Origin of the sequence: Sphingomonas sp. ID0503, from assembly GCF_048565625.1 — a bacterium.
Taxonomy (GTDB): Bacteria; Pseudomonadota; Alphaproteobacteria; order Sphingomonadales; family Sphingomonadaceae; genus JBLZUR01.
Genome location: NZ_JBLZUR010000002.1, coordinates 1,697,974 through 1,723,636, shown reverse-complemented (window position 1 = coordinate 1,723,636; position 25,663 = coordinate 1,697,974). Strand labels below are relative to the sequence as shown.

The following is a 25,663-nucleotide window of genomic DNA, read 5'->3' as shown; positions in this document are numbered from 1 at the left end:
TTCGCCGGGGCCGCGATGCCTTTAGAAGTGCATGACCACGCCGGCGTTCGGACGGATCGACTGCCAGTCGAGCGTGTCGACGCCGAAACGAAGGCGGATGCCGGAATTGCCGGTGATGCCACCCAGACCGATGTCCTTCGGGCCGACTTCGGTGCCGATGCCGTAAAGCATCTTGCTGGCGCGCGGACCGTGGTCGAACTCGACCCACTGGTAGCCGACCTTGGCGAAGATCAGGCCGCTCTCACCGGCGCGGACGCCGAAGCGGCCGGCCACGCCATATTCCCAGTCGATGTCGTTGAAGCCCTTGGCACCGTTGCCTTCCACGCCGACGAACACCGGGCCGAGCGGCACGTTCACGCCGCCGACCACGCCGACGATCGCGCCATTGCCACGGCCATTGCCCTGGCGGGGGCCGTCGCGGAACTTGTCGAAGCTCTCATAGCCGCCGATCACGCCGACATAGGGCTCGAAACCGAATGCGTCGGTCCCGTCCGGGGCGGTGTCCTGCGCAAGAGCCGCAGAGGCGCCGAAGGTGAGGGTGGCGAACGCCAGTGCGGCGCCGAGAATCTTGGTCATTCAACTACTCCGTTCAACAAACTTTCCGGGCCTCGTGGTGCCGGGGACCATCGAACGGGCGACTGCCCCCACCGTTTCATGAACGTCAGATAACAGCCATGCCTGTTGCAGAAAGGTCACGATGAGCGGAGCGGAACGGCGGCTAAGGCGGATCGTTTCTATCCTGAACAGGAGAGACCTTATGACGCAGGCCAACGAAGCGCAGGACAAGGCTGATCTTCCTCACGTCCGAACCGCACGCGACGCATCTGATGACGAGAAGCTGCGGCGGAACCCTTCGAACGAGGATGCCAAGCTCGACGTCGGGTTGGACGAGACCTTTCCCGGCTCGGACGCGCCGTCCAACACTCAGCCCGGTAAGGGCAAGGATCCCGCCCCCTCGTCGGGCTACGACCCGGAGGCCGAGGCGGAACTCGCGAAGAGCAAGTGACTGGTGCGAGCCGTACTCTCGACGGAGTGCGGCTCAGGCCACTAAGTAGGGACGATGACCCCTGCTGACGACGTTCCATCCCCTTGTACCGGGGTGTGCCGCATAGGCGCGGACACAGTTCTATGTGAAGGATGCGCGCGCACAATCGAAGAGATCGTCGAGTGGTCGAGTGCTACGTCCGAGGAAAAGCGCTTCATCCTGCGGCAATTCGCCCAGCGGAAGTCCTGTGGATCAAGCGCCACAGCCGGCAACTATCCACAATAAATATTGCAAAGTGGCGTCGTGCATGTTGCGGCGCAAAAACTTTCGTGTTCCCATCCGTTCGGACAGGCCTTCGGTTAACCCGCTGTCAACCATGCGGGTGCATGATCGCAAGGTTCTCACCGCGTGAAAGGGGGAGCTTCGATGGGCACGAAGATGAGACCGGCGGACGGCCAGATGGCGCTTGCCGAGATGAAGGAGTTCGCAGGCTTCGCCGCCTCCACCCAGCGCTACATACGCCGATCCCTCGACGTCGGCCTCGACCGCAAGGATGCCATGACGCAATGGTCGCGAGACGTGGTCGAAGCCGCCAGCATCCGCGCGCAGCACCGTGTCTATGGCCGGCTCGACCGCATCCGCAGCCTGGTTCCCGACGACAGCGGCCTCGATGAGGTCGAGCCGTTCATGTCCCCCCTGATCACGGTCACAGCCTTCGATCTGGGGCAGGATCGGCTGACCAGCTTCGGCGCCTACCGCTTCCTCTACGAACGGCTGATCGGCGCGCATGTCCGGCCTTGGCTGCCCGGCGCCTTCTGCGCCGCCGCCGCCCTGCCGCACCTCCATCCGGAAAAGCGGCGGGCCTTGTTGCAGTCGATCAGCGAAGCTGCGGCGACCGCGCCCGGCTGGTCCAATCGGGAACCCTGCTTCTACCCCGAATGGGTCGACAAGATCGAGCCGTCGCAGCCGAACTGAACTTATGCGATCGGAGCAGCGGCCGGTAGGGTAATGCGAGCGGCCAAGCCGCCAAGCTCTTCCGACCGTTCGATCGCCAGCGACCCTCCATAAAGCTCGACCAGTTCCCTGACGATTGCCAGACCGAAGCCGTAGCCGATTCCGGATTCGTCGAGGCGCTGGCCGGGCTGAACCGCCGCCACTGCCTGATCCGGGTCGAGGCCCACACCATCATCCTCGATGACGATGGTCGCGAGTTGACCATCCCTGGAGGCTGAAAGGACGACGACCGATCGCGCATGCCGCGCCGCGTTCTCCAGCAGGTTGCCAAGCACTTCGTCGAGGTCCTGCCGGTCGACAAGGACCGAGAGCGTCGGTTCGATCCTCAGCTCGAAGGTGACCGTACTCTCGCCTGACAGGTGACGCAGTACGCCGACCAGATCCTCGGCCACCGCCGCGACCTCGGTCCGGCTACGCGTGCCGCCCGGGGCCGCGCTGCGCGCGCGGCGAAGATGGTGGGCGATGCGCGCATCCAATTGATCCACCAGCGCACGGGTCTCTGCCGCCGCATTGTCCCGAGCAAGTTGCAGGGAGAGCGTTGCAAGAGGCGTTTTCAACCCGTGAGCGAGGTTCGCGACATGACGTCGCGCGTGCTCTAGCCCCGCCTCGTTCTGATCAATCAGCGCGTTGACCTCTTCGGCGAGCGGCTGCAACTCGCGCGGATGCTCGGTGGACAGGCGCGGGAGCGTGCCCGAACGAACCCGCGTCACCTCCTCGCGCAGAAGCCGCAGAGGGCGCAGCCCGTAGCGCAGCTGCGCCAAGGTGGCCGCCAGCAGTGCCACGCCGAGCAGCAGCAGTGACAGGAACAGAGGTTGCAGGGCCGATCGCAACGGCCGCTCGACCAGCGAGCGCGGCGCGGTCGCCGTGATTTCGACGGTCCCGGACCCCTTGGCAAACTTCATTTGGCGGATGTGGAGCGGCGTGCCATCTGCGGCCTTGCCCCAACCGGAGCGGATGAGACGATCGCGACGCAGCCGCCCTTCGTTCAGCTCGGCGCGCGCAATCGGCAATTGCGCGCTCGTCCACTGCCCGGCAGGTGTCCTGACACGCCAACTCCAGCCATGACGATCGCGGCTGAAGCCGGGAAGCTCGACGACTCGCGATCCATCCAGTCCGCCGTTCGGCATGATCGCGTCCGACAGGATCATGATTTGTGCGTCGAGTTGCCGGTCCAGGCCCCGTACGACGACGCGTTCAAGCACGGTCCCGATCGACATGGCCGCAAAGGCCAGCGCCGCGACGGTGGTCAGTGCCGCGATGATCAGCAGCCGCGCGTGAAGGGAGAGACGAGCGATCAGGCGGCGCATGTCAGCCGATACCCGCGTCCCCGCACAGTTTCGATCATGTCGCTTCCGATCTTCCGACGCAGGCGGCTGACGATCACCTCCAGCGAGTTCGAGTCCACGTCAGCGTCGTATTCGTAGAGCTTCTCCATGAGCTCGCCGCGTTCGATCACCACGTCCTTGCGAAGCATCAGGGTAGAAAGGAGGCGCCACTCAAAGGCCGTAAGGCGGAGCGGCAGTCCATCCATGCTGAAGTGCCCCAGCTGGGCATCGAAGGAGAGGGGGCCACATTCGATCCGCACCGCCGCATGGCCGCTCGCCCGCCGGACCATAGCCCTAAGCCGCATCACCACCTCCGCCGCCCGGAACGGCTTGGTGAGGTAGTCGTCAGCACCCGCCTTGAAACCGGCGACCTTCTCCGACCAACCGTCCCGCGCGGTCAGGATCAGGACGGGGATCAATCGCCCCGCCTCTCGCCAGTCCTGCAGGACGGAGATGCCGTCCTTCTTCGGGAGACCAAGATCCAGGATGGCGGCGTCATAGGCCTCGGTCGCTCCCAGATGCGCGCCATCCTCGCCATTGGTCGCGATATCGACCGCGAAGTTCTCGGCCCGCAGTGCGCGGGCAAGTTCCGCGGCAAGGGCGGTATCGTCTTCGACCAGCAGAATGCGCAAAACCGTCTCCTTCGCCATGTCCTTACCGGCAAGGAGTCAAACCGAGCCTGAACCGCCTGGTTCAGCGGAGGCCCAGGGCGGCTTTCGGGACATGGGTGATACGACAGGCGAGGTCGGCTTCACCGGAGGCAACAACATAGTGGTTACCGCAGTCCGCGATCCCTGTCGTGAAGACCACGTCGCGAACGTACATCCGGTCCTCAAGCGGACGGGTGAGTTCCGGATTTGCCTCGAGAAGCGGCGCATGTTGGGTGCGGACGACCTTCGACGGGTCATCACGGTCGAGAATGGAGAAGTAGGTCCGATAGAGTCCGACGATCTCCTTCGGCTCTACGCCATGCCAGAGGGTCAGCCAGCCTTCGTCGGTCAGGATCGGTGGTGTTCCGCCACCCATCCGTGCGGTGGCGACGGTGTTCGCGTGCGGACGCAGGCCCGGCTCCCGGTACGGCTTCCAGTGCCGCGCGTCCGGCGAGGTCGCGAGGTTGATCGATGGGCCGGGCCGCCACTCGCTATCGGGGGGATAGGCGAAGTAGAGGTCACCCAACGGACGCGTCTGCGCCCAGTACTGCCCGCCGATTAGGCCTTCGAAGATCAGCATGTCCTTGTTCTGATGATCGAGGACGATGTCGGCGAAGGTCCAGTCGATACCGTTGTTCGACGTGTAGAGCGTCGTCGAATGACGCTCGGGGCTGACCGAGCAGGTGGTCATCAGGTATTCGTCGCCTACGCGCGAGATCCGGGCGTCCTCGACCCCGTAGCACTGCCAGTTTCCCGACGGCGCGACTGCGCGATCGTAGTGAATGGCGACCACCTCCAGCCCGTCAGGCGTAAGCTCGACCGGCAGCAGCCAGGACAGGGACGTCAGCGCCATCACCCGCCACTTTCCGCCGTGGATCAGGAACTTGCGGGGATCCGCAGTGTCCGCCCCCTGCAAGGGCCAGGCGTCGAGCAGGTAGCGGCCCTCATCCCAGCGGATGCAGTGAACGTGATTGTCGAAGATCGGCTTGCGGAGTGCCTCCGCCACCCGGACCACCATCAGAAGGTTGCCGTTCGGCAGCCTCGTCAAGCCCGGATTGAAGGCGCCCAGAACATAGGTCCCGACATCCAGCTGCCCGGCCAGCGGCGATTTCGACAGGTCGATGTCGTCGGGAACCAGGACCAGCTTGTCGATGGCGAACTTCACTCCTCGGCCTGCGCTCGCGGTGTGACGACGATCTGCTGGACGATGGCGCGGCGCGGCTGCGTCAACATATAGTGAACGGCCACCGCGATGTCCTCTGCGCGCAACATCGTCCCATCGTGGATCATCTCCCGCTGCTTCTCGGCGGGGACATCGGGGTACTGGATGTCTGCGCCAGTCTTGCCGGGCTCGACCAGTCCGACCTTGATGCCCTTGGGGCCGAGCTCACGTCGCAGCGCCTCCGCAAAGCCTGCGATGCCCGCCTTGATGCCGGCATAGACTGTAGAACCGGGACTGAGGACATGCGCGCTCATCGAGCCGATGAGGACAATGTCGCCAGGGTCCTTGAGGAGGTCGAGAGCCGCATGGGCGCTGGTCACGTAGGCCGTGAAATCCGCTGCGATGGCATAGCGGAGATCGTCGGCGCCGATCTCGGACAGGCCGCCCGCCGCCACCGCGGCGTTGATGACCGCGATATCAAGTCCACCGAGATAATCGGTCGCCGCCGTGAAGAAAGCACCGACGCCCTCCCGCTCTGCCAGATCCACGCTGATCCCGTCACCTTCTCCGACCTCACGGATGCGAGCGAGCGCGTCGTCGAGATGCTCAGGCGTGCGGCCGCAGACGAACACCCTCACGCCATAGCTGGCCAGCAGCACCGCTATGGCCCGTCCGATTCCGGTCGTGCCTCCGGTGATGACCGCGCGCTTGCCCTTGAGGTCGGGCACCGCAGTATGCGCATCGGCGTCGTTCGTCATGGCACGTCTCTCCACCGATCAATAATCCACCGCAGGCATAGCGGAGCCCACAGAAAGCTTGGCTCCGGCCGACGTTCCACCTCTCATGCATGTGGTCTCAGTTCAGCAAGCCGGCTCACGGGACTGTCCCACAGAGGTCGTGGCCGATGTCCGAGCTTACCGAAACGGAAGCCGCTGGCAGATGCTCTCGACATGTTGTGTTTGCGAAGCGTTCTCGATAACGACGGATGAACCGATGGGGTCCTCTGCTTCTATGATGCCTATTCAGCGTTCGACCGGTCGTGGGAGCGGAGCCAAGCCACGCCGTGCGTTTTGGCTAAAGCAATTGCATAGCTGGCACTGGGTCAGCTCGGCGGTAGCGCTGATCGGCTTGCTACTCTTCGCGGTAACCGGGTTCACACTGAACCACGCCGCAGATATCGAGGCGACACCGGTCACCATCGATCGCGATGCGAAGCTGCCGCCGGAGATGCTCCGGCTTCTGGCTGGGCCGAAGGACGGAGAGAAGCGGGCGCTGGCTCCAGCTCTGCGTGACTGGCTGGCCGAGACGCTGCACGCCCGGATCAGCGACGCGCCCGCCGAATGGTCGGAGGCCGAGGCCTACCTCCCGCTCCCCCGCCCGGGGGGCGACGGCTGGGTGAGCATCGACCGGGCGACAGGCGCGGTCAGCTATGAAGAGACCAGCCGCGGCTGGATTTCCTACCTGAACGACCTGCACAAGGGCCGGAACGCAGGGCGTGTCTGGTACTGGTTCATCGACGTCTTCGCCTTCGCCTGCCTGGTGTTCGCGATTACCGGTCTGTTCCTGCTGCAACTCCACGCCGCACGCCGCCCCGCGACATGGCCGCTGGTGGCGGCAGGCCTCGCGATACCCGCCATCCTCGCCATCTTCTTCATCCACTGACGCGAAAGGCCGATCCCTCCATGCGCATCACCTACAGCCTGGCCCTGACCGGCGTCGCGGCGACCCCTGCGGCGGCGGCGGGCATCGACCTCACCGTCGAGATTCCGCGCCTGAGCGTCGCCGAATACCACAAGCCCTATGTCGCGGCCTGGATCGAGCAGGGTGGCGTGGCCAAGCAGACCGTCGCCGTCTGGTACGACAGCGACATGGAGGGCGGTAAGGGCAAGAAGTGGCTGGCCGACCTGCGCACGTGGTGGCGCAAGGCCGGGCGCACGATGACAATGCCGGCGGACGGGGTTACCGGCGCCACCCGCGCGCCTGGGCCGCAGAAGCTGAGCCTCCTCGCCGGTAAGGCGCCGCTCGGCACGCTCGCGCCCGGCCAGTACGATCTGGTGATCGAAGCCGCCCGCGAGGTCGGCGGTCGCGAGAGCCTGCGCCTGCCATTCACCTGGCCCGCCAAGGGCAAGGCGCAGACGGTCACCGCCAAGGGGACCGCCGAACTCGGCGCTGTCACCGCCACCATCAAGCCGTAAGGGGGAATGTCCATGAAGCTCCGTCTGATCCTCGCCGCACTCGCCGCGACCACTCTCCTTGCCACACCCGCGGCAGCGCATCGCCAATGGATCCTGCCATCCTCGACAGTGCTGTCGGGCGACGACGCGTGGGTAACCTTCGATGCTGCCGTCTCGAACGAGCTGTTCTATTTCGACCATAACCCAATGCGCCTGGATGGCATCAAGGTCTACGCGCCGGACGGGAGCGCGGCGGCGGTCGAGAATGCGTCCACCGGCAAGTTTCGCAGTACCTTCGACCTCCACCTCACGCACAAGGGCACCTATAAGGTCGTGTCGGCGATGAGCGGCGTGATGGGCAGCTACACCCTGAACGGTGAAACCAAGCGCCTGCCTCGCGGCACCACCAAGGAGAACCTCGCCGCCGCCATTCCAGCGGGTGCCACCAACGTGCGAACGGGCGAGATGTCCAGCCGCAACGAAGTGTTCGTGACATCCGGTGCGCCGACCACGACCGTGTTCAAGGCTACGGGCACGGGGCTGGAGATGGTCCCGGTGACGCACCCGAATGATTTGGTCGCGGGAGAGGCCGCGACGTTCCAGTTCGTCCTCGACGGTAAGCCAGCATCGGGAATCACGGTTACGGTCGTTCCGGGCGGCGGGCGCTACCGGGGCGATCTTAAGCCGATGGAACTGAAGACCGACGGGGAGGGCAAGGTCGCGATCAACTGGCCCGAGGCGGGCATGTACTGGCTGAACGCGAGCATCGGCGGCAGCCCGGAGGGCGGTGCACCGCGCGCCGACGGGCCGCTGCCGCGCCGGGCCAGCTATGTCGCGACGCTGGAGGTCCTCGCCCCCTGAACGGTCCGCGCATCGCGATCCCGCCCGGCCTCGATCCGCGTGCTCTGGCCGGGCGACCGGCCGGGCCGGCGGTAGGCCTTGGCGGGGCAACGATGGGAACTCGGTGGTCCGCCAAACTGGCGGATGGCGACGCTGGTACGGCGGAGGCGGCGATCACCGCCGCACTCGACACGGTGATCGCGCAGATGAGCGGCTGGGAGCCGGCGTCCGATCTCAGCCGCTTCAACCGGAGCGTGCCGGGGCGATGGCAGTCGCTGCTGCCCGAAATGGCGGCCGTTGTGGCGTCGGGGCTCGCGATCGCGGAGGCGAGCGAGGGAGCGTTCGATCCGGCGGCGGGGGCTCTGGTCGATCTTTGGGGCTTCGGGCCGCGCCCGATCGATGGACTGCCGGAGGAAGCAGAGGTGGCCGCGGCTTCGCGAGGCTGGCGGCATCTTTCCTTCGATCCTGCCGCCCGACGGCTTAGGCGCGATGCACCGGTCATGCTCGACCTGTCTGGGATCGCGAAGGGCTTTGCGGTGGATCATGCGGCGGAGGCGCTGCTGGCGATCGGGTTCCGCCACTTCCTTCTGGAGGTCGGCGGGGAGTTGCGTGGCGAGGGCGTGCGGCCAGACGGGCAACCCTGGTGGGTGGATCTCGAACGGCCGCCGGGCGCAAGCGAACTGGCGCTCACGCGGGTGGCGCTCCACGGCCTGTCAGTCGCGACATCGGGCGACTACCGGCGGTTCCTGACCGCGGGCGAACGCCACCTCTCGCACACGATCGATCCCCGAAGCGGCCGGCCGGTCGAGAACGGCATCGCGTCGGTCACGGTCTTGGCGCGGAGCTGCATGGAGGCGGATGGCTGGGCGACGGCGCTGACCGTTCTAGGACCGGCGGCAGCGGTAAAAGCGACGGCAGATCACAAAATCGCAGCACAGCTCATCATGCGCACAGGGGACGGGTGGCGGGAGGAGCTGAGTCCACGATTCAAGGAAATGCTTGAGACCTAAACCTCGGCCCAACGGCGCAGCAGGTTGTGATAGACTCCCGTCAGCTGGATCACCGCGCGGTCCTCGCCTCCGCGATCGGCCGAGACCGCCTGGACCGCGCCATCCAGCTCGAATAGCAGGCGGCGCTCACCATCGTCGCGCACCATGCTCTGGATCCAAAAGAACGACGCCACCCGCTCGCCACGCGTCACCGGCGTGACGTGGTGAAGGCTGGAAGCGGGATAGAGGACGAGGTCTCCGGCCGCGAGCTTCACCTGATGCGTGCCGAGCGTGTCCTCTACGACCAGCTCGCCGCCATCATAGCTGTCCGGATCGGACAGGAAGAGCGTGGCCGAAAGGTCCGATCGCAACCGGAAATCCGTGCCGCGCTTCATACGGATGGCGTTGTCCACATGTGTGCCGAACGTGTCGCCTTCACCGTAGCGATTAAACAACGGCGGGAAGACCTTGGCGGGCAACGCAGCCGCGATGAACAGGGCCGAGCGGCCGAGCGCGTCGAGGACCTCGCCCCCGAGCCGCTGCGCCACCACGCCATCCTCAGGAAGCTGGCGGTTGCGCTTGGCAAGGGCGGATTGAGGGCCGGAGGTCTCGTTGCCATCGATCCAGTCCGTGGCGTCCAAGGTGGCCCGCATGGCTGTGACCTGCTCCGGTGTGAGGACACCGGGAACCGCGATCATCATCGCCGTCAGCTCGCGAGGACGAATGGCTGCGTGAAATAGCCGACTGCCATCACCGGCTGCCCGGCATCGACCTTGGGTTGGAAGCGCCAGCGGCGAATGCCCTTCAGCGCGGCCTCATCAAGGCTCTCAAAGCCGCTCGACTTCGCGATCGAGATATCGGCGACCCGACCCTCCTCATCGATGACAATGCGAAGGCGGACAACTCCCTCCTGACGCCTGCGCCGGGCATCGATCGGATATTTCAGCGACGGATTGCCCGGCATCGCGGAAAGCGCGGTGCTGGGGAGGCCAGGAGTTGGCGGACCCGCCGCTGCGACCGCCGCGACGGGAGCGGGCTCCGGCGGAGGCGCCTTGGCGACGGTCTGGATGACGGGAGCGGGCGCCGCGACCCGCACGATCGGCGGAGGGGCGACGGGTGCAGCAGGCACGGGTATGTCAGGCGTCGGCTCGACATTGGCGGCCTTCGGCGGGGGAGGTGGTGCTGGCGGGAGCGGAATCAGCTCGACCACCATCGGCGCCTTGGTCTTCTTCATGACCGGGATCGTGCCCGTCATAGCCAGTGTTGCGAGGACGACCGCGTGCACTGCGATCAGGACTGTGATCGCCCACCAGTTCAGTCCGGTCCGCTCGCCATAGCGGGAGGGGGTGTCTGCCGCGATCGCATCCTCGATCGCGCGGGTGATCGTGGCGGTGCGCGCGTTCAGCGGGCGGCGCAGGCTCTCCTCGCTTCGCAGATAAGCAGCACGCATCGGCTAGCACCCCTCACCGACTCACATTGCGACGCCTTAATGCGACGCACTTTCATTCACAACCAGCGGATAGCGAGGCGGCGGGTTCGGGCCGCCGCCTCGTCCCCCTGCTTCAGAAGGAGTAGAACAGGCTAAGCCGCGCCGAACGCTCCTCGCCCGGCATTGCCCAGCCACCTGAGACGACGCCGGTGGTCGCGTTCACGTTGCTGCGGATGTTGGTGTAGTATTTCTCATTGGTGAAGTTCTGCACGTTCAGCTGCACCGTCAGGCCATTGTCGAACGCATAGCTGAGCATCGCGCGGTGGGTCAGGTAATCGTCCGACCGGTACTGCGTGGGGTTCAGCAGGTTCGACTGGTTGAGCGCAAAGCTGCCCTGATAGGTGAGGCCGTAGCCGATCTGCAGGCCAAAGGGCAGCAGATAGGTGGTCCACAGGCTGCCGGAATGCTTGGGCGTCTGGACGAGAACATTGCCGCGCTGAGGATCGGCGGAGGTGCCGCCACCCGAGAAGTCGGAGAGCGACTGTTTCACCTTGCTGTCGAGATAGGTGTAGTTCGCGAAGATCGACCAGGCTTCCGTCACGCGGCCGGTCGCGCCTAGCGCCACGCCATCGACGCGCGACTTGCCGTCGAGCACCTGCAGCGAGGGCGGCAGCGCCGGATCGTTCGAGGGCACGCGGAAGTTGGTGCGCTCGTTGCGGAACAGCGCCGCCGTCAGCTGGAGTCCGCCGTCGAGCACGTCGGCCTTCGCGCCGATCTCGAAATTGCGGGCCTTCTCCGGAGCGACATCGCAGGGGTTGGCAGCACCCGGCGCCGGGATCACGCCGCAGCCGAGACGGACGGTGGACGAGGACGGCACCTTCGAATTTGCATAGGATGCGTAAAGGCTGGTCTCGGGCGTGGGCTTGAACACCGCGCCGACGCGCCAGGAGAAGAGGTTCTCGTCGCTCAGCTGCACCTGCGTGTTCGGTGCGGTGGTGCCGGGCGGCAGGCTGACGAGGCCGAGGGCGCGGAAACGGGCCTTGTTCTTCTCGTAACGAATGCCGGCGTTCAGCTCCAGCAGGCCGAGTTCCAGCGTGTCGAAGGCGTAGACAGCATAGTTGGTGGTATCGGCCTTGGACCGCCCTGTGACCGTGTAATTGATCGGGCCGGTATAGATCGTATCCGGATTGTAGACGTCGAGGAACGGTAGCGTCACCGCCGATCCGTTCGCGTTGCGGGGCAGCGACGCGTTCTCGATCTGATAGTCTTCCTTGGTGAGCGCCACGCCGATGTTCAGGGTGTTGCGGGTACCACCCTCCTCACCGGACACGACGCGCAGGTCGGTCTGGTTGTAGAGGAGTTGGTTCTCCTGCTTTCGGACCAGACCGCGCGGGCCGCTCTGCGCCCACTGACCGGGGCCAACACCGACGACGGCGGGCGGGCCGGCGCTCGTAACGGGGCAGGCGAGGCCGTTCGGTTGGATGCCGAGCGCCGTGCCGTTGTCGAGGCAGATGGTGCCCTGCGGTGCGCTGGTCACGCTGTTCTGCTCGACACGCTGCCAGCGGCTGAGATTGCGGATGGAGACGTTGTCGGAGAAGTCGTGCTCGAACTTAAAGGTCGCCTGATCGACCGTGACCTTCTGCTGATCGAGATTGCGCAGGCCGTAATAGGTTGAGCGGTCGATGCGCGGCAGCGGTCCGTCATTGGTGGCGGTGATATAGAAAGGCACGCCGTAGAGCGGCGTATTGTTGTCTTCCTGGTGGACGTAGCTGAAGGTCGCGCGGGTCGGGGACTCGATACCGAGCGTGACCGACGGGGCGACGCCCCAGCGCTTGTACTTCTCGACATCGCGCCCGACGTAGTCGTTGCGGTGGAACATGGCGTTCAGTCGGATCGCGACGAAGTCGGAGACGCGCTTGTTGGCGTCGACGGTCGCGCGGTAGTAGTCGTCAGTGCCGACGCCTGCTTCCAGCACGGTCTGATCGCGCGCCATCGGGGTCTTCTGGACCAGGTTGATGGTGCCGCCCACCGAACCCGATCCGTTGAAGACGGAGTTCGCGCCGTTGTAGACCTCGATCTGCTGCAGGTTGAACGGATCGGTGCGGCTGTACTGCGCGCTGTCGCGGACGCCATCCAGGGTGATGTCGTTGTTGGCGGAGTAGCCGCGCAGGTTAATGCTGTCGCCATAGCCGCCGCCGCCTTCGCCCGCACCGAAGGTGATGCCGGGAATCGTGGAAAGCGCATCGCGCAGCGTCAGCAGATTCTGCTGCCGGATCGTCTGCGAGGAAATGACGGTGATCGTCTGCGGCGTATCCAGCAGCGGGGCGGTCGCCTTCGGGCTTTCCAGCCGATCGACCTTGACCTCGTCGTCGATCGCGCTGTCGGTGACGGCGGCGCCCTGGATCTCAGTTGCCTGTGTGTCCTGCGGAGCGGTCTGGGCGTGGCCCGCGCTGGCGATGAAGCCGACGCAGCCGAGTGCAAGGAAGCTGGTGGCGCCCTTCGCGCCACGAACGGTGGTGATCATGATTTTTCCCCTATCGACCGCGCGACCGCGATCTCGGGTCGTCAGCTATTGAGAGTCGTTCTCACTGTCAACGATATTGCGAGTGACTGGCAGATTGAGCGGCGGTGGAACCGCGCGAACTCGGAGGCCGGCTAGTGGCGTGAGGTCCGTTTCATGTTTTCGATCAACGACGTTCCCGATCCGGCCCAAAAACTTGTTACACTTGGGCATCGCGTTACCCGCTGAAGATCAGCCGATCCACACATGCTCCAGATGTCTCGGCAGCTTGCCCGGCGCGATCAGGACGGCGTCGATGCGGAAATCGTCGCCTTCACGGCCGTACCGGGGAATGAGGATTTCGGCGGCTGCGGCGACGCGGATGAGGCGGCGGCGATCGAGCGAGAGATCGAGGGCGGCTTCGCTGTTGCGGGATTTCACCTCGACGAAGGCAACGATGTTGCCGCGTCTCGCCACCAGATCGACCTCGCCGGCGGGGGTGCGGACGCGGATGTCGAGGATGGTCCAGCCTTTCAGGCGGAGGTAGTTGGCGGCGATGAACTCGGCGGTGCGGCCGCTCTTCTCCGCCGCCTGGCGCTTCATGCCTTCAGCGCCATCGCGCGGCTATAGAGTTCCTTGCGGGGGAGGCCGGTGGCCTTGGCGACCTCTGCGGCGGCCTGGCCGACGGGCAGGCGGGTGAGGGCGTCCTGCAGCAAGGCGTTGATGTCCTGCTCCTTTGGCGCGGATTCCTCCCCGGGCGGGGCGACGATGATGACGATCTCGCCCTTGGGTGGGGCCTCGGCATAGCGGGCGGCGAGCTGGGAGAGCGGGGCGGTGACGCACTCCTCAAAGCGCTTCGTGATCTCTCTCGCGACCGCCGCCTCGCGGTCGCCGAGGACGCCTTGGAGCGTCGTCAGCGTCGCGGCGAGCCGAGGGCCGCTTTCGTAGAGGATCAGAGTGGCACGGACGGCGGCTATCTCGACGATCGCATCGGCCTTCGCCTTCTCCTTGGGCGGCAGGAAGCCGAGGAAGAGAAAGCGGTCGGTGGGAAGGCCGGCGAGCGTCAGCGCCGCGACGGCGGCGCAGGGACCGGGGACGGTGGTGACGGTGACGCCCGCCGCGCGCGCATCACGGACGAGCTTGTAGCCAGGGTCGGAGATCAGGGGCGTGCCTGCATCCGAGACGAGGGCGACCACCTCCGCCGCCATGCGCGCGATCAGGCTGGGGCGGACCGCATCGGCATTGTGATCGTGATAGGGCTGCATCGGCCGTTTCACGCCGATGTGGTGGAGCAGCTTGGCGGTGACTCGGCTGTCCTCTGCCGCCACCACGTCCGCGCGGGACAAGATGTCGGCTGCGCGCGGGGACAGGTCGCCGAGATTGCCGATCGGCGTCGCGACGATATAGAGGCCGGGCGGTAACGGAGCGGATGCGTTCATATGGCGACGATCATGACAGACGGCACGGGTGTGCGGCAATCGGCCGGATGGATGAAGCGGGTCGCCGCGGGCACGCTGGGGCTGGCGCTCGCCGCCTGTTCGGCGGTGGTGCCGAAGACCGCGCCGCCCTCGCCGACCGCCGCGCCGCCGCCGGTGAAGCAGACAGCGCCGACTGGTAGCCTGCCCGAGGATCAGGCGCGCAACCGGGTGGCGGTGCTGGTGCCGCTGACCGGGCCGAATGCGGCGGTCGGGCAGTCGATCGGCAATGCGGCGAACATGGCGATCCTCGACACCGGTGGCGCGAACATCCGCATCACGCTCTACGACACCGCCAAAGGTGCGGCGGCGGCGGCGAGCAGGGCAATCGCCGAGGGTAACCGGCTGTTTCTGGGGCCTCTTCTGGCCGAGGACGTAGTGGCGATCGCGCCGGTTGCGCGCGCCGCGCATGTGCCGATCGTGAGCTTCTCCAACGACACCAGCGTGGCGGGGAACGGCATCTACCTGATGGGCTTTTCGCCCGACCAGTCGATCGCGCGGGTGGTGAGCTACGCCAAAAGCCGCAATCTGATGCGGGTGGCGGCTCTGGTGCCGAGCGGCGTCTACGGGCGGCGGGCGTCCACCGCGCTGATCAAGGCGGGGCAGGCGTCCGGCGTCGAGATCGCGTTGATGCAGAATTATGACCGGTCACCGGCCTCCCTCTCGGCGGCGGTGAAGCGCCTGGGACCGGCCGGCAGCTATGACGCGGTGCTGATCGCGGATAGCGCGCGGATCGCGTTGCAGGCGGCCCCTCTGGTTAAGAAGGGTGCGGCGTCGGCGCGACTGATGGGCACCGAGCTGTGGAATACCGAGCCGGGGCTGGCCGCGTCCAAGCCGATGCACGGCGCGTGGTTCGCGAGCGTTTCCGACTCCATGTACCGGCAGCTTTCGACCAAATACCGCGCGCAGTTCGGGCGGCCGCCGTTTCGGCTGGCGAGCCTCGGCTATGATGCGGTGCTGCTGGCCGTGCGGATCGGTGCGGAGTGGAAGGCGGGCGCGCCGTTCCCGGAAAAGGAGTTGCGCGACAAAGGCGGCTTTGCGGGCGTCGATGGGGCGTTCCGGTTTGCCGACGACGGCGTGGCCGAGCGGATGCTGGACGTGAACGAGATCCGCGCGACGGGGTTCGCGGTGGTGTCGCCGGCACCGAAGGGGTTCTGAGCCTCTACGCGTCATGCTGAACTTGATTCAGCATCCATTTGCCGCAGCGTTCGGCGGGTGACGTAGCGCGAATGGGTCCTGATTTTCGTCAGGATGACGGTAGGTTAGAGGGCCACAACTTCGGCAAGTATGGCGTCTAAGAGAAGCATCCCTTTTGGCGTAACGCGGAGTTGATAAGCAGTCTTCTCAACCAGCCCCTGCTGCGTCAGGCGTGCGACTGCTGCATCATCGGCCAGCCGCTCGACCGGCACCCCGCTTCGCCGGGCAACTCTGTCCAGCTCGACGCCTTCATCCAACCGCAGGCCCATCAGCAGCGCCTCGGTCGCACGGTCCTCGGGCGTCAGCGCGTCCTCGCTGACCAGGCCGTCGCCGCGCGCGTCGATCGCCTTCAGCCAGTTCTCGGGCTTCTTGTGGCGCACGGTCGCCATGCCGCCGCGCCGGCCATGTGCGCCTGGGCCGATGCCGAGATAGTCGTCGTAGCGCCAATAGGCGAGGTTGTGGCGGCTCTCCTGACCGGGTCGGGCGTGGTTCGAGACCTCGTAGGCGGGAATGCCGGCCGCCCCGGTGCGGGCGCGGGTGAGTTCGAATAGGTCGGCGGCGGCATCGTTGTCGAGGGGTGAGAGGGTGCCGTTGGCGACGAGGGTGGCGAAGCGGGTGCCGGGTTCGATCGTCAGCTGGTAGAGCGAGAGATGGCCGGTGCCGAAGGCGAGGGCGCGGGCGAGTTCGGCGTCCCAGGCCTTCGGCGTCTGGCCAGGGCGGGCGTAGATCAGGTCGAAGCTGACGCGGTTGAAGACCGATTGCGCGATGGCGAGGGCGGCGAGGCCTTCGTTCACGTCATGGGCGCGGCCGAGGAAGCGAAGGGTCTCGTCGTCGAGCGCCTGTAGGCCGAGGCTGGCGCGGTTTACGCCGGCGCTGGCGAGATCGGCGAAGCGGGCGGCCTCGACCGAGGAGGGGTTCGCCTCCAGCGTGATTTCGATGTCCGGCGCGAAGCCCCAATGGTGCTCGGCCGCCGCTATGAGGGCGGCGGTGGTGGCGGGCGGCATCAGCGAGGGGGTGCCACCGCCGAAGAAGATCGAGGTCAGCGGGCGCTGGGGGCCGATGCGGGCTTCATGCGCGAGGTCGGCGAGGAGGGCGGTGCGCCAGCGGTCCTGGTCCACGCTGTCGCGAACATGGCTGTTGAAGTCGCAATAAGGGCATTTCGATATGCAGAACGGCCAGTGGATGTAGAGGGCGAGGGGTGCCGCCTCAATTTTGAGGTGCCTCCTACCCCGCTCGCGCTGAGCTTGTCGAAGCGCCAGCGCCGGCCCTTCGACAGGCTCAGGGCGAACGGCCGTCGAGGGCGTGTCGGTCAGAACAGCGCAGCCTTCAGCTTGGCGAACGCGTCGGCCCGGTGGCTGATTGCGTGCTTTTCCGCGGGGTCGAGTTCCGCGAAGGTGCGGGTGTCGTTCAGGGGTACGAACACCGGATCGTAGCCGAAGCCGACGGTGCCGCGTGGCGGCCAAGTGAGGGTGCCATCAACGCGCCCCTCGAAGCTTTCGACATGGCCGTCTGGCCAGGCGACCGCCAGCACGCAGACGAAATGCGCGTCGCGGCCCGCATCCGGCCCCTTGGTTTGCAGCGCATCTTCGACCTTCTGCATGGCGAGGTTCCAGTCGCGGCCGCTCGGTGTTTCCGCCCAATTGGCCGTGTAGACACCCGGATCGCCGCCGAGCGCATCGACACACAGGCCGCTGTCGTCGGCGAGCGCGGGCAGGCCGGTGAGATCCGCCGAGAAGCGAGCCTTGAGCGCCGCGTTGTCGAAGAAGGTGACACCGGTCTCCTCCGGCTCCGGCACGTCCATCTCGGCGGCGGAGACGGTCTCGATCCTGAAGGGGCGAAGGAGGTCGGCGATCTCCTTCAGCTTGCCCTTGTTGTGGCTGGCGATGACCAGCTTGCTGGGGCCGAGACGGCGGGTCACCGGCCGGTCGCCCGGTCCTGCGCGGCGAATATCTGCGTACAGCCGATGCGGGCGAGGCGGAGCAGGCGGAGCAGCGCCTCCTCGTCATAGGTCGCACCCTCGGCCGTCGCCTGCACCTCGGCGATGTTGCCGTCGCCGATCAGGACGAAATTGGCGTCGGCATGGGCGTTCGAGTCCTCGATATAGTCGAGGTCGAGCACCGGCGTGCCCTCGTAGATGCCGCAGGAGATGGCGGCGACCTTTTGGCTGATCGGATCGACCTCGATCAGGCCCTGCTTCATCAGCGAGTCGACGGCGAGGCGAAGGGCAACCCAGCCGCCGGAGATCGATGCGGTGCGGGTGCCCCCATCGGCCTGGATCACGTCGCAGTCGATGGTGATCTGACGCTCGCCGAGCAGGGTGATGTCCACCACGGAGCGCAAGGACCGGCCGATAAGTCGCTGGATCTCCTGGGTACGACCGGTTTGCTTGCCCTTGGCGGCTTCGCGACTGCCGCGGCTGTGGGTGGCGCGGGGGAGCATGCCGTATTCGGCGGTCACCCAGCCCTGACCCTTGCCGCGCAGGAACGGCGGCACCCGCTCCTCGACCGAGGCGGTGACGAGCACGCGGGTCTCGCCGAAGGAGATCAGGACGGAGCCCTCGGCATGCTTGGTGAAGCCGGGCTCGATGGTGATCGCCCGCATCTGATCGGGGGCGCGGCCGGATGGGCGCATGGGTCTGTCCTTCTCGTCTGTGATGGCGCGCGCCTTAGACGGAGGCTGCCCATGGCGCCACCACTAAGGCGCGGGCGGCGCCTGTTCGATCGGACGCGCCCGACGATGAAGAATTCGGCGCGACAGCCATTGCCGTGCGGGCACCTCCACATAACGGAAGGTGAGCGTGGAGACGAGAATGACCACCCCGAACGCGCCGATAAGATAAAGCGTGCGGATCAGGGGCGGGTTGATCGCCGCCAGGCTGTCGATGCGCCGCCAGCTGAAGACATAGAGCACGACGAGATGGGTCAGGTAGATCGAGTAGGAGATCTTGCCGAGGAAGAGGCTGACACGGCCGACGAGCGCGCGGGCGAGAACGCCGCGATCCGTCCATGTCGCGCCGACCAGCACGGCAAAGGCGGGCACCGCCGCCACATCGTTCCAGCCGAGCGCGAGCGTCAGCAGGAGGAGCGCCAGTGCCGCCAGCTGCAGGATCGAAAGCACAGGCTCGCCCAGCCGCGCGATACCCTCGCGACCGTAGAACAGGCACATGCCGAGCACGAAGCCGGCGAGGCAGCGCAGGGGCGCGAGGCCCACGACGATGTCGAGCGAACCCGTCGTTGCCGCGATCCACAGGTAGAAGACGGCCGCGAGCGATAGGAGCGCGGCGATCGTCACGGCCCCGCTCCGCGCGCGCAACGAGACGATCAGCGGGAAGACGAGATAGGCGAACATCTCCGCGCTGATCGACCAGCTGGGAACGTTCCAGCCCTCTCCGCCGAACCAGGCGTTGAGGAGCGCGAGCTGGATCAGAAAATCGCTCCATGCGCCGGGCATGGGGACGCTGTGGTTGCGCAGCAGCTCCATGCCTGCGCCGACAACGACGCCAAACGCGGCGAGGGCGAGGAGGCAGGCAAGGTGCAGGGGATAGATCCGCGCAATCCGCATCATCAGAAAGCGACCGTACTCTCCCGCCGTGAACGGCCGCGCGCGATCCGCATCATTGGCATAGCTGATGACAAAGCCGCTGAGCACGAAGAACAGATCGACGAGAAGGTAGCCGCGTTCCCAGAACGGGGTCACCGTCTCGAGCGGGAGGCGATAGCCGGCGCCGAACTGCAGGTGATAGGCGACCACCATCAGCGCCGCGACACCGCGCAGCGCGGTGTGTGTTTCGATCTGACGCGCTGCCATGCCCCGTTCCGGCCCGATCCCCCCGGCGGCGAAAATGCCGAATTGTTGCCGCGTTCTAGCTGCCCTATCTTAACAGGATGACACCGCCAATCGCCGAGCTGTCGTCGCGCGCCCGCGATGTGTTTCGCGTGGTGGTGGAAAGCTATCTCGGCACCGGCGCGCCGGTGGGGTCGCGGACGATCTCCCGCCTGTCGGGGCTGAATTTGTCGCCCGCCTCGATCCGCAACGTGATGCAGGATCTGGAGGAGCTGGGCCTGCTGGCGGCGCCGCATACCTCGGCCGGGCGGATGCCGACGCAGACGGGGCTGCGCCTGTTCGTCGACGGGATGATGCAGGCGGCGGAGATCGCGCCGGAGGACCGAGCGGCGATCGAGGCGCGCATGGCCTCGGCAGGGCCGGTCGAAGAGGCGCTGGCGGCGGCGAGCGCGATGCTGTCCGGCCTGTCGGCTTGCGCCGGGATCGTCATGGTGCCGAAGCGCGAGCCGGTGTTGCGCCAGTTCAGCTTCGTGCCCCTGTCGCGCGATCAGGCGCTCGCTGTGCTGGTGGGGAGCGATGGTTCCGTCGAGAACCGGGTCGTCGAGCTGCCCGAGGGACTGAACCCGATCGCGCTGAACGAGGCGGCGAACTGGATCACCGGGCGCCTAGGTGGGCTGACCCTGGGCGAGGCGCAGCGGCGCATGGAGCGCGAGATTGCGGCCGAGCGCGCGCTCCTCGACAATGTCTCGCGCGATCTGGTCGAGCGAGGGCTGGCGGTTTGGTCCCGCGACAATTCGGCGCGGCCGGTGCTGATCGTGCGCGGGCAGGCGAACCTGATCGATCCCGAGGCCGCCGCCGACCTCGACCGCGTCCGCCAGCTCCTCGACGAGTTGGAGGACAAGGAGGCTATCGTGCAGCTGCTGGAAAGCGCGCGGGCGGGGCAGGGGTGCAAGATCTTCATCGGGTCGGAAAACAAGCTGTTTTCCCTGTCCGGTTCTTCGGTTATCGCCGCGCCCTATCGTGGTGACGGCGGCGTTGTCGGCGTGGTGGGTGTGATCGGGCCGACGCGCTTGAACTACGCCCGCGTCGTGCCCATCGTGGACTTCACCGCACAGACATTATCCAGGTTGATGGCATGACAGACGAAACGACGACCCCCGACGACCTCCGCGAGCAGACGGCTGATGCCGCACCGGAAGTGGCCGAGCACGACCGGGTCGCCGCGCTTGAGGCGGAGATCGAGGAGCTGAAGCAGAAAGTCCTCTACGCGGCCGCCGAGACGCAGAACGTGCGCCGCCGGCTGGAGAAGGACGCGGCGGATGCGCGCGCCTATGCGGCGACCGGCTTTGCGCGCGACATGCTGTCGGTGGCCGACAATCTCGCCCGCGCGTTGCAGGCGATTCCGGCCGAACTGAAGGACGATGCCAAGCTGAAGCCGCTGGTGACCGGCATCGAGATGACCGGCAAGGAGCTGGACAACGTCTTCGCCCGCAATGGCATCACGCGGATCGAGGCGGTGGGCCAGCCGCTCGACCCCAACCTCCACCAGGCGATGGTCGAGATCCCCAGCGACCAACCGGCCGGCACGATCGTGCAGGAGATGCAGGCGGGTTACCGCTTGAAGGAGCGGTTGCTCCGCCCCGCCATGGTGGGTGTCGCAAAGGGCTTCGACGCGGTCGCCTGACCATCCGACCAGGGGGAAGCGGATGGGTGACGGGCAGGAGCGCGGCAAAGCCGGGCAGGCACCGCTTGAGGGCGCTGGCGATCTCGATCCGCTTGGCCGCTATCTGGCCGGTCTCTCAGGCGGCTATAAGGATGTTCTCGCACTTGCGCTGAAGCGGCTGGAGGGGCGTCGGTTCCTCTGGCGTCCGGCGCGGCTTGCCCGGCTTCTGCGGGAGAAGATCGCCAAGGTTGAGGATGTGGCGGGGGCGTTGGCGGACGATCCCGCGCGCAAGCTGCCGCTCAAGACCGTGCCCCTGCGCCTCGCGGGGGGCCAGCCGAAGGCCGCTGCTCCGCTGGGCAGCCCGTTGCTTGCGCCCCGCGCGGCGGCGCTGATGGCGGCATATGGCCGGAAGAACGGCCGTGAACTGCTTGAACTTGCGAGCCGCTTTCGTGACGAGCCGGTGCTCGGTGATCTGGCGGCATTCGTGATCGCCAGCGAGTATTTCCTCGCGGATCGCGCGGTCGAACACGGCACGCGCCTGCTTGCCGATACGGACCTCTCACCGGCATCGCGACGTGTGGTGCTCGAAAAGCTCGCCGTTGCGCAGGTCAAGACCGGCGATTACGCGGGGGCGAAAGAGAGTTGGTGGGCGTTCGCCGCTCTCGCCGCGCCCCCCGATCCCGATCCGCGCCTGTTGTTCGCGGATCTGTTCTGGGCGAGCGACCCGGCGGCAGCGCTCGACGTGCTGGATGCAGTTGAGGCGGAACGGGTCCGCATGTCGCAGGCCTACACCATCCTTCATATCATGTTGCGGTTGCAGCAGCGCGGGGTGCGCGCGACACGGGCGATCCAGACGCGCCGACCGGGCTTCGGAGCGGAGCCGCTGATCGCCGAGTACAACATCGCGCGGGCGGAAGGCGGGTTGGTCGCGGCGCAGGAGCCGCTCCGCGAATACTACGCGGCGCATAGCCTTGCTGCACCGCGCTTCGAGCGAGGGGAGGCGATCGACGTGACGGCGATCGCCAGTGACCTGACTGTCGCCGAACCTGGTCCGGTCGGGCCGCTCGTGACGGTGATCGTCACCGCGTTCAACGCGGAAGGAACGATCGCCGCTGCGCTCGCTTCGCTGCGTCACCAGAGCTACCGGAACATCGAGATCATCGTCGTCGATGACGCCAGCGGTGACACGACGCGCGAGATCGTGGCCCGGGAGATGGCGGACGATCCGCGTATCCGGCTGCTGCCGAATCGTGGGAATATCGGGACCTATCTGTCTCGGAACAGGGCGATGGTGCAGGCTCGCGGGGCCTTTATCACCTTTCAGGATGCGGATGACTGGAGCCACCCGGAGCGGATCGCGCGCCAGGTCGCGCTGATGACCGCGAATCCGGATGTCGTGCTGTCCAAATCGTCCTGGCTGCGGATGCGGCCGGACGGGTCGATCCCGCTGCGGCGCTGGACGCGCGGGTTCAGCCATCTTAATCCGTCTTCGCTGTTCATCCGGGCCGAGGCGCTGCCCCGGCTCGGCTATTTCGATGCGGTGCGGGCTGACGCGGACTTCGAATATGCGCGGCGGGCGGATCTGCTGTTCGCATCCGGTGCGATCAGGACGCTGTCGCTGCCCCTCTCGATCGGCTTCCTGGGCGATGCCTCGCTTACCGGCAGCGGGCCGACCGCGATCAATGTGGAGAGCTATTCGCCCGTGCGGACGCGGTACAAGGCGGCCTGGGTGGACAGCTATGCGGCGCGGATGGTGGATGGCGCGCTGCCGCTCCCCGCGTTGCCGGCGAGCTACGGCTATGCGGTCCCGTCCGAGATGGCGGTGGACCTGGACGGTGTGGACGCCTGGTTTTCCGAGGGAGCGGAGACCTCGGAAGGGTCACCGCGAGTGTGGACTGATCGCCCGCCATTCTGGTTCGGGATCAGCCTGATATCGGCGCAGGCGTCGAAGGATTGGGAACGTACCGTAGCGGTCTTCCGCAACTGCCTGCGCGCGATCCTGGCGCAGGACGATCCCCACTTCCGTGTCGTCGTGGCGGGGCATGAGCGGCCGGAGGTGCCGGAGTTGAATGACCCCCGCGTCTCCTTCATCGTGTCCGACCGCGCACCGGCCGCAAAGCCGAGCGAGTTCCGGGCCGACAAGATGTGGAAACGACGGCTGATCTTCCACCGCATGCGGGCGGGCGGCGGCGGATATTTCATGCCCGTCGATGCCGACGACCTCGTCTCCAACCGGCTGGTGAGCTACATCCGGGCGCAGGGCGTTAAGCCCGGCTTCGTAATCCAGAAAGGCTATGCGCTCGACTGGACGGCGCGGCGGCTTGCCATGGTACCCGGCGCGTGGAGCGTGCCGTTCGAACGGGTCTGCGGCACGTCGGCGGTGGTCCTGCTGGACCCGGAACGCATCCCCATGCTGCACCAGACCGATGTGGACGATGTGGTGCAGGCGCTGCTCGGGCCGCATGCCAACTGGCGGCTGACGGCCGAGGAGGTCGGGCGTCCGCTTGAGGAAATCGACTGGCCGGCGGCGGTTTATGTGGTGAATACCGCCGTCAACCTTTCCTTCCAGCGCCAGCGGGCGGGCGGACGCGCGGGACAGATGCTGAGCAACTTCGCGCGCGCCGAAGTGGGGGTGACGCCCGAGATCGCAGAGGAGTTCGCGCTCGAATGGCTTCTTCCAGAAGCCTGATGGCCTTCGACATCGTCACCATCGTGTTCGCGGCGGATCTGCCGCTCCTCGACCTGCAGGCGCGGTCCTTCGCCCGGTTCCTGCCGCCCGAGCTGGTCAACCGCATTCACGTCACCGTCAACGATCCGGCGGCCGAAGCGGCGTGCGTCGCGCATGTGGAAACCATGACGCGGCCTCTGCTGGGACCACTTGCCGATCGGTTGATCGTCCGCACCGCTGAGACGCCGGCGGAGGCGGGGCCAGATGGCTGGATGGCGCAGCAGGCGGCGAAGCTGGCGATCTCCGCGGAGATCGAGGCGGACAACTACCTGATCCTCGACGCCAAGAACCACCTCATCCGTCCCTTGCGTCGGGAAGACCTGTTCGAGGGGCGGCGTGCCCGCTGGACGATGTCGCGCTCCACCTCCCGCATGCGGCGGTGGATGGCGAACAGCCGGGCGTTCTTCGGACTGGAGATGCCGCGCCGGCTCAAGATCCCGCCCAGCATGCCGCCGTTCATGGTGCGCACCGGCGTCGCGCGGGCACTGGTCGGCGAGATCGAGGCGCGATCCGGCAAGCCCCTCGGCCGCTTCTTCGCCGATCACGGCAACGACATGACCGAGTTCATGCTCTATGCGGCCTATCTCGCGTCACTCGGCAAGACCAAGGCGCTGGTGTCGGCCACGGGCGTGCCGCAGCCCGCGATGCGTCGCGCGACGCCGGCGGCGGAGGGGATGCCCGCCTTCGCCGAGCGCCTGGCGGAGGATGGCGTCTGGCTCCTCTCCGTCCACCGGCGGCGCTTTCTTGATTTGGAGGAGGACCGCGTGTCTCGCGCGGTGCTGGTCGATGCCTGGACACGCGGGCTGTTCGACAGCCGCGAAGCGGCGGAGGCGGAGGTGAGCCGGTTGACCGCCTTCTATCAGGCCCTGCGGGGCATGCCGGAGATGGGCAACCGCCGGCACCTCTACATGGCGAAGCAGGCGCAGGCAGCGGACGAAGAAAAGAAGCCATCGCTCTGGTCGCGCATCCGCCCGCATCTGCGGCTGTTCGCGATGACCTATGCGATAGGGTTCCTGCTGGCGGTGATGTTCATCGCCTAGGTGTTTGATCCCACGGTTTGATGGTGTGATCCTTTCGTCGGATTGGAAGGATGCCGCATGACAGGTACGTCACGGGAGCGCCACGACCTCGCACGCAGCGTCAGCGCGGGTGTTTGCGCCAGGTGATGACGCGGAGGATGTACCAGGCGGCGAGGAGGGCGATGATCCCGTTCGAGGCGTAGCTGAGCCAGCTGCCGATCCTGTCGGACTGCTCCCCCAGTGCGTATCCGGCCCAGGCGAGCGCGCCGGTCCAGACGAGCGTGCCGATGGCGGTGCAGATCAGGAAGGGCGCGCGGGCCATGCCGAAGAGGCCAGCGGGAATCGAGACCAGCGAGCGGAGGGTGGGGATCAGCCGGCCGATGAGGACGAACCAGATGCTCCAGCGGTCGAAGAGGCGGTCGGCCTTCTCGACGCTCTTCCAGTCCAGGGTGAGCCAGCGGCCGTGGCGATCCACGAAGCGGCGCAGGCGGTCATGGCCGAGGCAGCGGGCGACCTCGTACCAGAGGATGTTGCCGGCCATCGCGCCTGCGGTCCCGGCAAGGATGGCGGGGATCAGCGCGGTCTGGCCGTTCGCCGCCTGAAGCCCGGCGAGCGGCATGATGACCTCGGACGGGATCGGCGGGAACACAGTCTCCGCGAGCATGAGGAGGGCGATGGCGAGGACGCCGTAATCCCGCACGAACTGCTGGATGAGATCAGCCACCCCTAA

Annotated in this window: 27 protein-coding genes; 12 read left to right on the top strand and 15 right to left on the bottom strand. The window is 66.6% G+C overall.

The window, feature by feature from the left end:
- Nucleotides 1–21: 21 nt before the first annotated feature.
- Complete coding sequence (locus ACM608_RS09375) at nucleotides 22–576, bottom strand: opacity protein (RefSeq protein WP_419682962.1); 555 nt, start codon at nucleotides 574–576, stop codon at nucleotides 22–24.
- Between the two features lie 181 nt (nucleotides 577–757).
- Here ACM608_RS09375 and ACM608_RS09370 point away from each other — a divergent pair, with 181 nt between their 5' ends.
- From ACM608_RS09370 to ACM608_RS09360, 3 genes are all read left to right on the top strand, one after another.
- Nucleotides 758–1,006 carry a hypothetical protein gene (locus ACM608_RS09370; protein WP_419682961.1) on the top strand — a complete coding sequence of 83 codons (249 nt, stop codon included), beginning with the start codon at nucleotides 758–760 and terminating at the stop codon, nucleotides 1,004–1,006.
- Nucleotides 1,007–1,060: 54 nt separating this feature from the next.
- Nucleotides 1,061–1,270: a DUF1289 domain-containing protein gene (locus ACM608_RS09365; protein ID WP_419682960.1), complete on the top strand. Its 210-nt coding sequence runs from the start codon at nucleotides 1,061–1,063 to the stop codon at nucleotides 1,268–1,270.
- A 141-nt stretch (nucleotides 1,271–1,411) separates the two neighbouring features.
- Complete coding sequence (locus tag ACM608_RS09360; protein ID WP_419682959.1) at nucleotides 1,412–1,960, top strand: hypothetical protein; 549 nt, start codon at nucleotides 1,412–1,414, stop codon at nucleotides 1,958–1,960.
- Nucleotides 1,961–1,962: 2 nt separating this feature from the next.
- On the opposite strand, the gene ACM608_RS09355 is transcribed toward ACM608_RS09360, so the two are convergent.
- The 4 genes from ACM608_RS09355 to ACM608_RS09340 all read right to left on the bottom strand — a co-directional run bounded on the left by ACM608_RS09355 (nucleotide 1,963) and on the right by ACM608_RS09340 (nucleotide 5,894).
- Nucleotides 1,963–3,306, bottom strand: coding sequence for a sensor histidine kinase (locus ACM608_RS09355; RefSeq protein WP_419682958.1), 1,344 nt, complete (start codon nucleotides 3,304–3,306; stop codon nucleotides 1,963–1,965).
- The gene (locus tag ACM608_RS09350; protein ID WP_419682957.1) at nucleotides 3,294–3,956 is read right to left on the bottom strand and encodes a response regulator; all 663 of its coding nucleotides are present in this window, start codon (nucleotides 3,954–3,956) and stop codon (nucleotides 3,294–3,296) included. Before ACM608_RS09350 ends, ACM608_RS09355 begins: the two co-directional genes overlap by 13 nt.
- Before the next feature lie 61 nt (nucleotides 3,957–4,017).
- Nucleotides 4,018–5,139, bottom strand: coding sequence for a glycosidase (locus ACM608_RS09345; protein ID WP_419682956.1), 1,122 nt, complete (start codon nucleotides 5,137–5,139; stop codon nucleotides 4,018–4,020).
- The gene (locus tag ACM608_RS09340; RefSeq protein ID WP_419682955.1) at nucleotides 5,136–5,894 is read right to left on the bottom strand and encodes an SDR family oxidoreductase; all 759 of its coding nucleotides are present in this window, start codon (nucleotides 5,892–5,894) and stop codon (nucleotides 5,136–5,138) included. Before ACM608_RS09340 ends, ACM608_RS09345 begins: the two co-directional genes overlap by 4 nt.
- Before the next feature lie 256 nt (nucleotides 5,895–6,150).
- Between ACM608_RS09340 and ACM608_RS09335 the strand changes: the two genes are divergently transcribed.
- The 4 genes from ACM608_RS09335 (at nucleotide 6,151) to ACM608_RS09320 (ending at nucleotide 9,160) form a co-directional block, all read left to right on the top strand.
- Entirely contained in the window at nucleotides 6,151–6,798 is a 648-nt protein-coding gene (locus ACM608_RS09335; RefSeq protein ID WP_419682954.1) for a PepSY-associated TM helix domain-containing protein, read from the top strand.
- 20 nt (nucleotides 6,799–6,818) lie between these two features.
- Nucleotides 6,819–7,331: a DUF2271 domain-containing protein gene (locus ACM608_RS09330; protein ID WP_419682953.1), complete on the top strand. Its 513-nt coding sequence runs from the start codon at nucleotides 6,819–6,821 to the stop codon at nucleotides 7,329–7,331.
- Between the two features lie 12 nt (nucleotides 7,332–7,343).
- Nucleotides 7,344–8,171 carry a DUF4198 domain-containing protein gene (locus ACM608_RS09325; protein WP_419682952.1) on the top strand — a complete coding sequence of 276 codons (828 nt, stop codon included), beginning with the start codon at nucleotides 7,344–7,346 and terminating at the stop codon, nucleotides 8,169–8,171.
- 92 nt (nucleotides 8,172–8,263) lie between these two features.
- Nucleotides 8,264–9,160, top strand: a complete 897-nt coding sequence (locus ACM608_RS09320; RefSeq protein ID WP_419682951.1) for an FAD:protein FMN transferase — start codon at nucleotides 8,264–8,266, stop codon at nucleotides 9,158–9,160.
- Here the strand turns inward: ACM608_RS09320 and ACM608_RS09315 are convergent.
- The 5 genes from ACM608_RS09315 to rsmI form a co-directional block, all read right to left on the bottom strand.
- Entirely contained in the window at nucleotides 9,157–9,840 is a 684-nt protein-coding gene (locus ACM608_RS09315; RefSeq protein WP_419682950.1) for a Fe2+-dependent dioxygenase, read from the bottom strand. The two genes, ACM608_RS09320 and ACM608_RS09315, sit on opposite strands and share 4 nt — an antisense overlap.
- Before the next feature lie 5 nt (nucleotides 9,841–9,845).
- Nucleotides 9,846–10,589, bottom strand: coding sequence for an energy transducer TonB (locus tag ACM608_RS09310; RefSeq protein WP_419682949.1), 744 nt, complete (start codon nucleotides 10,587–10,589; stop codon nucleotides 9,846–9,848).
- A gap of 112 nt (nucleotides 10,590–10,701) precedes the next feature.
- Nucleotides 10,702–13,092, bottom strand: a complete 2,391-nt coding sequence (locus tag ACM608_RS09305; RefSeq protein ID WP_419682948.1) for a TonB-dependent receptor — start codon at nucleotides 13,090–13,092, stop codon at nucleotides 10,702–10,704.
- Nucleotides 13,093–13,320: 228 nt separating this feature from the next.
- Nucleotides 13,321–13,671, bottom strand: a complete 351-nt coding sequence (locus ACM608_RS09300) for a YraN family protein (RefSeq protein WP_419682947.1) — start codon at nucleotides 13,669–13,671, stop codon at nucleotides 13,321–13,323.
- Nucleotides 13,668–14,507 carry a 16S rRNA (cytidine(1402)-2'-O)-methyltransferase gene (rsmI, locus tag ACM608_RS09295; protein ID WP_419682946.1) on the bottom strand — a complete coding sequence of 280 codons (840 nt, stop codon included), beginning with the start codon at nucleotides 14,505–14,507 and terminating at the stop codon, nucleotides 13,668–13,670. The genes ACM608_RS09300 and rsmI overlap by 4 nt, the downstream gene beginning before the upstream one ends.
- Here rsmI and ACM608_RS09290 point away from each other — a divergent pair, their 5' ends adjacent.
- A complete protein-coding gene (locus ACM608_RS09290) occupies nucleotides 14,508–15,701 on the top strand; it encodes a penicillin-binding protein activator (protein ID WP_419682945.1) in 1,194 nt (397 codons plus the stop codon).
- A 104-nt stretch (nucleotides 15,702–15,805) separates the two neighbouring features.
- Here the strand turns inward: ACM608_RS09290 and hemW are convergent, their stop codons facing one another.
- From hemW to ACM608_RS09270, 4 genes are all read right to left on the bottom strand, one after another.
- Nucleotides 15,806–16,951: a radical SAM family heme chaperone HemW gene (gene hemW, locus ACM608_RS09285; protein ID WP_419685151.1), complete on the bottom strand. Its 1,146-nt coding sequence runs from the start codon at nucleotides 16,949–16,951 to the stop codon at nucleotides 15,806–15,808.
- A gap of 98 nt (nucleotides 16,952–17,049) precedes the next feature.
- Nucleotides 17,050–17,658, bottom strand: coding sequence for an RdgB/HAM1 family non-canonical purine NTP pyrophosphatase (gene rdgB, locus ACM608_RS09280; RefSeq protein ID WP_419682944.1), 609 nt, complete (start codon nucleotides 17,656–17,658; stop codon nucleotides 17,050–17,052).
- On the bottom strand, nucleotides 17,655–18,371 hold the full coding sequence (gene rph, locus ACM608_RS09275; RefSeq protein ID WP_419682943.1) for a ribonuclease PH: 717 nt from the start codon (nucleotides 18,369–18,371) through the stop codon (nucleotides 17,655–17,657). The genes rdgB and rph overlap by 4 nt, the downstream gene beginning before the upstream one ends.
- Before the next feature lie 63 nt (nucleotides 18,372–18,434).
- Entirely contained in the window at nucleotides 18,435–19,547 is a 1,113-nt protein-coding gene (locus ACM608_RS09270) for an acyltransferase family protein (protein ID WP_419682942.1), read from the bottom strand.
- A 77-nt stretch (nucleotides 19,548–19,624) separates the two neighbouring features.
- On the opposite strand from ACM608_RS09270, the gene hrcA reads away from it, so the two are divergent.
- From hrcA to ACM608_RS09250, 4 genes are read left to right on the top strand one after another with little or no spacing between them, the layout of a single operon-like run.
- Nucleotides 19,625–20,662 (top strand): heat-inducible transcriptional repressor HrcA, encoded by a 1,038-nt coding sequence (gene hrcA / locus ACM608_RS09265; protein WP_419682941.1) that lies wholly within the window; start codon nucleotides 19,625–19,627, stop codon nucleotides 20,660–20,662.
- Nucleotides 20,659–21,207, top strand: a complete 549-nt coding sequence (gene grpE, locus ACM608_RS09260; RefSeq protein WP_419682940.1) for a nucleotide exchange factor GrpE — start codon at nucleotides 20,659–20,661, stop codon at nucleotides 21,205–21,207. Before hrcA ends, grpE begins: the two co-directional genes overlap by 4 nt.
- A gap of 22 nt (nucleotides 21,208–21,229) precedes the next feature.
- Nucleotides 21,230–23,875 carry a glycosyltransferase family 2 protein gene (locus ACM608_RS09255; RefSeq protein WP_419682939.1) on the top strand — a complete coding sequence of 882 codons (2,646 nt, stop codon included), beginning with the start codon at nucleotides 21,230–21,232 and terminating at the stop codon, nucleotides 23,873–23,875.
- The gene (locus tag ACM608_RS09250; protein WP_419682938.1) at nucleotides 23,854–24,954 is read left to right on the top strand and encodes a DUF6492 family protein; all 1,101 of its coding nucleotides are present in this window, start codon (nucleotides 23,854–23,856) and stop codon (nucleotides 24,952–24,954) included. Before ACM608_RS09255 ends, ACM608_RS09250 begins: the two co-directional genes overlap by 22 nt.
- A 100-nt stretch (nucleotides 24,955–25,054) precedes the next feature.
- Here ACM608_RS09250 and ACM608_RS09245 read toward each other — a convergent pair whose 3' ends face one another.
- Nucleotides 25,055–25,657, bottom strand: a complete 603-nt coding sequence (locus ACM608_RS09245; RefSeq protein ID WP_419682937.1) for a DedA family protein — start codon at nucleotides 25,655–25,657, stop codon at nucleotides 25,055–25,057.
- Nucleotides 25,658–25,663: the final 6 nt, after the last annotated feature.